The organism is Blautia sp. MSK.20.85 (assembly GCF_013317245.1).
Taxonomy (GTDB): Bacteria; Bacillota; Clostridia; order Lachnospirales; family Lachnospiraceae; genus Blautia_A.
The window spans coordinates 21817-29084 of record NZ_JAAIUN010000039.1 but is presented as its reverse complement, the minus strand read 5'-3'; the positions used below and the strand labels follow the sequence as shown (position 1 = coordinate 29084).

Sequence of the window (7268 nt, the reverse complement as noted above, 5' to 3'; positions counted from 1 at the left end):
CGGAATTGCACAGATGCCGGTTGCTGGTTCTACATACTGGAACATGGTGCATGGTTTGTATGGAGAGGAAGCACCGCAGGATGAAGAAGGAATGCAGACCATGATGAATCTTGCCAGAAACATGGTGTGGATGTAGAGTGAGGGGAGTTTTGCGATGCGACAAAACTTCCTTTCTTTCATTCGTTCTCTTCGATTATGTGAAGATGGAAAAGTCAAGCGGATATTCGCAATCCGCTTCGCTACTTGCTCATAACCAAATAACTGCTCCGCAGTTTATCAGGAGGAGCTTGCGCTCATCCTGATACAAGCAAGTCCCCACCCACTGCTTATTGCTTTTCGCAATTGAAGCAGGGGACTTACTTGATTTGGTTAAAACTACAGGGAAAAAAATCAGGAGGCAAAAAATGCAGGAAGCGATCAAAAACAGAAGAAGTATCCGAAAATACAAAGACACGCCGGTTTCCAGACAGCAGCCCATATATAACCGGTGCGGAGCATACTCTTCAGATCATGAGACAGGCTCCGGTGGTTATTTTTGTTGTAAATGAAATTGCGGCATCCTTTGATAAGATACTGACTATGGATGAACGTGTATCGGAAATCTGCAATGCACAGTCCATAGGTGCAGCCATTGAAAATATGACACTTACCGCTACAGAACTTGGTCTTGGAAGCCTGTGGATCTGTGATACATTTTTGCACAGAAAGAGCTGAGCGAATGGCTGAATGGAGAACTTTATGCGGCACTGGCCGTGGGCTATGCAGAGGAAAAAACCTGCGCCAGACCAAGGAAAAAACCGGAAAATACTATAGAATGGCGGTTATAAAAATATTTTCACTGAAACCAGATAAAAATATCCATGTTGAAAAATAAAAATCAAGATAGCTGGTCAGGAAATATGGAGCTGACATCAATACTTCACAGAGCATGGCAGGCGGTGGGAGCCTTTTTACAGAGAAATACTTACTTAATCCTACAACACCTCCCTTGCAGTACAGATAAAATCCCTGGCATACTGAGGAAGATAGGTACCTCTTCGGTATGCAATAGTCAGTGTGCTGAAAACGCCATCTTCACCAACGGAAAAGCAGGCTGGTTTTACAGGGAGGTCCATATTTCGGACATAGGTTTCTGGAGTGAAGCACATACCAAGTCCCTGCATGCAGAGCTTGACACAGGTTTCTGTGTTGCGGCTCTGGATGGGTACGTAGGGTTTGATATGGGCAGCTTTCAAAGCTTCCAGTGAAAGCTGTCCGGTGGTCTGTTCCGGAAAATGCAGGATAAAAGGCTCTTCTGCCAGAAGGGAGAGATCAAGTTTCGGGTATGTGCTGTGAGTGGATGCCTTGCCGGCAGATGCAAGGGGATGATCCGGCGGCATGATCAGAAGGATCTCTTCCTTTTTCAGAAGCTCATATTCCAGCTTGGGGTGTTCATGAACCTCGTTAAAAATGCCGAAATCAAGCTGATCGTTAAGAAGAAGTTTTTCCTGGATGGAATAGGCTTCTTCCAGGATATTAACCTTTACTTTGGGATATTTTTGAAAAAAAGAGGTCATGATCTGAGGAACCATACAGGTACTCCTCATCAGAGGGAAAGCTACGTTCAGTTCCCCTTCATTATTTTCTGTAAGATCTTTCAGTTCTTTTTCCCAGTCCTGCCGTATCTGCAGGATCTTTCGGGCATATTCCATGTATTTGCGGCCTGCGAAGGTAGGCGTATAGCTGTTTCCACTTCGGCTGAACAGTTTGGTTCCCATTTCCCGCTCCAGTTTCTGGAGATGTTTGGTTAAGGTTGGCTGAGAAATATAAAGCTCCTGAGCAGCTTTTGTAAGGTTCTGATGTTTTGCGATGCAGAGAATATACTGCAGTTCATGGTAATTCATAGACTCCTCCGACTATTCTATTTTGGCATAATTTTTATGTATAATATGAATTTGACTTCCTGATATGGGTATTTTACAATACTTTCTATCATCATATCAAGGGGGAAAAACAAATGAAAAACTGGCTGGAAAAACAGTTCAGACTGTCTGAGTTCAATACAGATATAAAAACAGAACTTCTGGCAGGTCTGACAACCTTTGTAACTATGGCATACGTACTTGCCACGATTCCCAACATTCTGGCAGGTGCCGGCTATGACAAACATACGACGCTGACGGTTATGATCCTTCTGATCATTGTGACCAGCTGTGCAATGGCATTGTTTACCAATCGTCCATTTGCTCTGGCACCGGGACTTGGAAGCGTAGGGATCATTGCATCTATGATCACCAATGAAGGGGTAAGCATGCCCATCGCAGCAGGGGTGAATTTCTGACAGTGAAAGACGGAGAGATCCTTTCTGAGCTTGCACTTCCGGTATGTGGGCTTCTTTCTGAGAAATCCATCGAGGAAAACGGCCTTGCACTGAAAGCGGTAAGAAAAAGCCTTGTGGATCTGGGCTATGTGCATAATAATCCGATCATGTCTGTGGGCACTCTGGGCTTACCGGTAAGTCCGGCACTGAAACTGACAGACCGGGGCCTGGTGGATGTGAAAAAAGGGGAAATTGTTCCGCTGATTGTAAGTGAAAAGAGAAATAAATAAAATATCGTTGTTTTTACAGTCGGATCATGTTATAATGAGTCGTCAATGAAGACACTGCGATGGGAGCAGTGTCTTTTTTTGTATAAAAAACAGGGGGAAGATCAAATGAAAGAAAAGAAAAAACTGTCTCTGGCCATGCAGATCTTTATTGCGCTTGTACTGGCCATCATTGCTGGTCTGCTTATGCAGAGCCATGCGGATTTTGCCGAATCTTATATTAAACCATTCGGTACCATATTTTTGAATCTCGTTAAATTTATTGTTGTTCCAATCGTGCTTTTTTCCATTATGTGTGGAATCATCTCCATGAGTGATATCAAAAAGGTTGGTGCGATCGGTCTGAAAACCGTTATCTTTTATCTTTGTACCACTGCTTTTGCGGTTACCATAGGACTTACTGGCGGAAATCTTTTTAAAGGACTTTTTCCGGTGGTAGCGACTACGGATCTGACATATGAAGCAGCAGAGGCTACTTCTTTTATGGATACAATTGTAAATATTTTCCCGTCAAACTTTGTATCTCCCATGGTAGAAGCAAATATGCTGCAGATCATTGTGATGGCCATTCTTCTTGGTTTTGCCATTATCCTGGTAGGAGAAAAAAATATCCGGGTAGTAAATGCGTTTAATGATCTTAATGAGATTTTTATGAAATGCATGGAAATGATCCTGAAGCTGTCACCCATCGGTGTGTTCTGCCTGCTGTGCCCGGTCATTGCGGCAAACGGTCCGACGATCATCGGATCTCTTGCAATGGTACTTCTGGCCGCATATATCTGTTATATTGTCCATATGCTTGTTGTGTATTCTCTTATTGTTAAGACCATGGGCGGATTAAGCCCTGCAAAATTTCTCAAGGGAATGCTTCCTGCCATTATGTTTGCGTTTTCCAGTGCTTCTTCTGTGGGAACCCTTCCGATCAACCTGGAATGTACAGAAAAGCTTGGAGCAAAAAGAGAAGTTGCATCTTTTGTACTTCCACTGGGCGCAACGATCAATATGGATGGAACTGCGATCTACCAGGGTGTCTGTGCAATCTTTATTGCATCCTGCTATGGTATTTCCCTTACACTTCCGCAGATGCTGACTATTGTTCTTACCGCAACACTGGCTTCCATCGGAACTGCCGGCGTGCCCGGAGCGGGTATGATCATGCTGGCAATGGTTCTTACATCTGTGGGACTTCCGGTGGATGGTATTGCACTTGTTGCAGGTGTTGACCGTATCTTTGACATGGGACGTACTACCGTCAACATTACAGGCGATGCAGCTTGTACTATTGTAGTCTCCAATATGGAATCCAGGCGTGAGGCCAGAAAAGGGGCAAAACAGTAATCAGATACTGCTGAAAAAAATCTGCATTTTTTAATCTCAGGATTGGAAGATGCAGTTTTTTTGTTATAATTTCCAAAGAGCAGATCAGTGAGCTCCTGCATGCGGCACGGTCAGTTGGGTATGCATAGGAAAATCCTTTGCACCAGGCCAAGGAAAAAGCCGAAAATACTATAGAATAGACAGAGTAACTTTGAAGGCTATTGGTCTGACCTTTAAATGATAGATGAGAAAAATAAAAATTCATGGTAAAATAAAAGCATGCAATATAAAAAGGCAAAAACAGGAGAAAACGTATGAAAAAGAGTCACTTTGAACTGAAGAATTATGTTACTGCAACCAGTGTTTTTGTCCTGGCGGTTGTGGCAGGAATTTTGATTTTCTTTGGGTGCGTGCAGAGATCTGTGCAGGTGAATTCTCAGAAAACTTTAAAGACCAATGTGGAAAGACAGAGAGAGCATCTGTGGACGATTCTGGATATCAATTATCAGTATCTGAATGAAATTGCCTCTGCAGTAGGAAAGTCAGAAGAACTTTTTTCCGAAGAAAATAAAGAACGTCTGGTGTCCATCTATGAGAAAACAGATCTGGAACGGGTAGCGCTCATCGACAAAAATGGGGATGCGTATTATGATAATGGAGCTACCAAGAATGTTTCGCACAGAAGATATTTCAAAGAGGCAATAAGCGGAAAACAGACTCTCAGTGATCCGCTGGAAAGCAGTGTTGACTACGAAGTGAGAGTTGTGCTTGGAGTGCCTGTATACAAAAATGATAAGGTGATTGGAGTTCTTGGCGGTTCCTGTAATGTTACCGCACTGAGCCATATGTTGTTTGATGATCTTTTTGACGGAGCCGGAAACAGTTTTCTGGTCACCAGTGATGGAGAGATCATTGCATTTGACAGTGGATCTGCTTCCAGTACGGAGATTACGTATGGAACCAATCTTTTTGAGTATTATGGAGAGAAAAATCTCAGAGGAAAACATACGCTCCAGGATATGCAGGTGGATTTCAAAAAGGGTGACAATGGACTGGTAAAGCTCAGCCTGGGCGAAAGAAAAGAAGAAGTCTGTTATCTGGCATATATGCCGATTGGATACAATGACTGGATGATCTGCTACACAGTTCCTGTAAAAAATGCCCAGCAGGTATATGATTTTATTTCCAGATATGAACTGATATTTATGGGAGCTTTCTGCATTTTGGTAGCAATGCTGGTTTTGTATATCATAGTGCGCAATAATAAAGAAAAGGCAGCGTTGATCCGGTCTGCACAGACCGATGCTTTGACAGGTGTTTATAATAAAGAGAATACACAGAATATGATTGATGAAATACTACGGAAAAAAGATCCCGACAGTTTTCATGGCTTTTTGATCCTGGATATGGATCATTTTAAAGAGGTTAATGATGTTTATGGGCATGCTATGGGAGATAAAGTTCTGGAGATGCTGGGAAATTTTCTGAAAAAACAGTTCCGGGAGCAGGATGTGATCGGACGCATCGGGGGCGATGAATTTGTGATTTTACTTTATAACATTGGCTCCCGTCAAAATATGGAAAACAGGGTAAAAAGTCTTCAGGAAAAAATTCGTGAAATCCATATGGATGGAATGGAAGGTCATACGTTTACTTTAAGCGCGGGCATTGCTTTTGCACCGCAGGACGGGGATACTTTTATGGAACTGTATCAGAAGGCAGATCTTGCTCTTTATCAGGTAAAACGTTCCGGAAGGAACGGATACCGGATCTATAAATAACAGAATAAAAAGAAGACAGAAGATATCCGGCAGGGAAAACAGGAAATCTTCTGTCTTTTTTACATAAATCGGAAGGTTAATATCTGCTTTGAAGTTCTTATGCTTCCGTGATTTTCTGAATGATCGTTCTGTTTATGACAACCAGAAAAGCTACAGATACGATCAGAGAGATAATTTCCGCAATGGGGAATGCCCACCACACTGCGTGAAGTCCGCCGATGGAAGCAAGGATATAAGCGGCAGGTACCAGGACAAAAAGCTGACGCATGATGGATACGATCATACTGTATATAGCTTTTCCAAGTGCCTGGAATACAGTTCCTGCAATGATACAGAACCATGCGATCAGGTAATGGATACCAATGATCCGAAGTGCGGGAATACCGATGGCAAGCATATCACTGGAAGCGCTGAACAGTTCCAGCAGTGTTTTCGGAATGAATTCGAAGGCAAGGAAACCGATAAATGTAAAACAGAATGCAATGAACATGCTGACTTTGACAGTTTTAAGCATACGCTTTCTATGGCGTGCCCCATAATTGTAGGCAATGATCGGTGTAATACCGTTGTTAAGCCCAAATACAGGCATGAAGAAAAAACTCTGTAATTTGAAATAAACGCCAAATACCGCAGTTGCGGTAACTGTGAACTGTATCAGGATCAGATTCATGCAGTAGGTCATGATGGAACTGATGGACTGCATGATGATCGAGGGAATACCTACTGCGTAAATATGGCTGATGATCTTAAGATCAGGACGGAAGCCCTTAAAACTGAGCCGTACTTCATGATTAAATTTATGATTGCAGGTTCCGGCAACGATGCAGGCTACACACTGTCCGATCACGGTAGCCACGGCAGCTCCGGTAACTCCCATTTTCGGAACACCGAGAAGACCAAAGATCAGGATCGGGTCAAGGATGATGTTGGTGACTGCTCCGCACAGCTGGGAAGTCATGCTGAAGATTGTTTTTCCTGTGGATGTGAGCAGACGCTCAAAGAAAAACTGTCCAAGCAGACCAAAGGAGAACATCATAACTGTGCTGAGATATTCGATTCCAAATTTAAGGATCTCAGGATCTGCGTTATGTACCTGACTGGCGTAAAATGGTTTTACAACCGTAGCTCCAAGAACCAGGAAAACCAGGTAACTTAAGCCGTACAGGAAAGCAGCGTTGCTGGCTGTGCGGTTGGCTTTTTCGAATTTTTTTTCTCCAAGGGATTTGGAAAGCAGTGCGTTCATACCGACACCGGTACCGGCACCTACTGCGATCAGAAGTGTCTGCAGCGGAAAGGCCATGGAAACCGCAGTCAGAGCATTTTCAGACAGCATGGCAACGAAAACACTGTCCACAATATTGTACAATGCCTGTACCAACATAGAGATCATCATTGGCAGAGACATGTTCAGTACAAGTTTCCCTACGGGCATGGTGCCCATTTTGTTTTCTGCTATGGGAGCAGATGTACTTTTTTGATTCATACTTCCTCCATTTATTATTTTTATATTTTTTGTCTAATTGGATATATTAGCATGAAAATATAAGGGTTTCAAGAGAAGAAGAGTATCTGTATAAAATATCG

7 protein-coding genes and 1 pseudogene are annotated in these 7268 nt (G+C 42.9%); 6 read left to right on the top strand and 2 right to left on the bottom strand.

The window, feature by feature from the left end; genetic code table 11:
- Together G5B12_RS18395 and G5B12_RS17645 are read left to right on the top strand one after the other, a co-directional pair.
- Nucleotides 1-133: pseudogene (locus tag G5B12_RS18395) on the top strand (flavodoxin family protein); the annotation flags it as partial.
- Nucleotides 134-360: 227 nt separating this feature from the next.
- Nucleotides 361-714, top strand: a complete 354-nt coding sequence (locus tag G5B12_RS17645; protein ID WP_244096118.1) for a nitroreductase family protein — start codon at nucleotides 361-363, stop codon at nucleotides 712-714.
- A 260-nt stretch (nucleotides 715-974) separates the two neighbouring features.
- On the opposite strand, the gene G5B12_RS15355 is transcribed toward G5B12_RS17645, so the two are convergent.
- Nucleotides 975-1883: a LysR family transcriptional regulator gene (locus G5B12_RS15355; protein WP_021976862.1), complete on the bottom strand. Its 909-nt coding sequence runs from the start codon at nucleotides 1881-1883 to the stop codon at nucleotides 975-977.
- Nucleotides 1884-1996: 113 nt separating this feature from the next.
- Here G5B12_RS15355 and G5B12_RS15350 point away from each other — a divergent pair, with 113 nt between their 5' ends.
- From G5B12_RS15350 to G5B12_RS15335, 4 genes are all read left to right on the top strand, one after another.
- Complete coding sequence (locus G5B12_RS15350) at nucleotides 1997-2320, top strand: hypothetical protein (RefSeq protein WP_244096117.1); 324 nt, start codon at nucleotides 1997-1999, stop codon at nucleotides 2318-2320.
- A 2-nt stretch (nucleotides 2321-2322) separates the two neighbouring features.
- On the top strand, nucleotides 2323-2589 hold the full coding sequence (locus tag G5B12_RS15345; protein WP_294421083.1) for an adenine deaminase C-terminal domain-containing protein: 267 nt from the start codon (nucleotides 2323-2325) through the stop codon (nucleotides 2587-2589).
- 105 nt (nucleotides 2590-2694) lie between these two features.
- Nucleotides 2695-3924, top strand: coding sequence for a dicarboxylate/amino acid:cation symporter (locus G5B12_RS15340; RefSeq protein WP_021976865.1), 1230 nt, complete (start codon nucleotides 2695-2697; stop codon nucleotides 3922-3924).
- A gap of 293 nt (nucleotides 3925-4217) precedes the next feature.
- Nucleotides 4218-5684 (top strand): sensor domain-containing diguanylate cyclase, encoded by a 1467-nt coding sequence (locus tag G5B12_RS15335; RefSeq protein WP_021976866.1) that lies wholly within the window; start codon nucleotides 4218-4220, stop codon nucleotides 5682-5684.
- Between the two features lie 97 nt (nucleotides 5685-5781).
- On the opposite strand, the gene G5B12_RS15330 is transcribed toward G5B12_RS15335, so the two are convergent.
- Nucleotides 5782-7167 carry an MATE family efflux transporter gene (locus G5B12_RS15330; RefSeq protein WP_021976867.1) on the bottom strand — a complete coding sequence of 462 codons (1386 nt, stop codon included), beginning with the start codon at nucleotides 7165-7167 and terminating at the stop codon, nucleotides 5782-5784.
- Nucleotides 7168-7268 lie beyond the last annotated feature (101 nt).

Excerpts from the sequence above, each read along its gene's own strand:
- G5B12_RS15330 (WP_021976867.1), bottom strand. The coding sequence starts at position 7,167 with ATGAATCAAAAAAGTACATCTGCTCCCATAGCAGAAAACAAAATGGGC.
- G5B12_RS15350 (WP_244096117.1), top strand. The coding sequence starts at position 1,997 with ATGAAAAACTGGCTGGAAAAACAGTTCAGACTGTCTGAGTTCAATACA.
- G5B12_RS15335 (WP_021976866.1), top strand. The coding sequence starts at position 4,218 with ATGAAAAAGAGTCACTTTGAACTGAAGAATTATGTTACTGCAACCAGT.
- G5B12_RS15340 (WP_021976865.1), top strand. The coding sequence starts at position 2,695 with ATGAAAGAAAAGAAAAAACTGTCTCTGGCCATGCAGATCTTTATTGCG.
- G5B12_RS15355 (WP_021976862.1), bottom strand. The coding sequence starts at position 1,883 with ATGAATTACCATGAACTGCAGTATATTCTCTGCATCGCAAAACATCAG.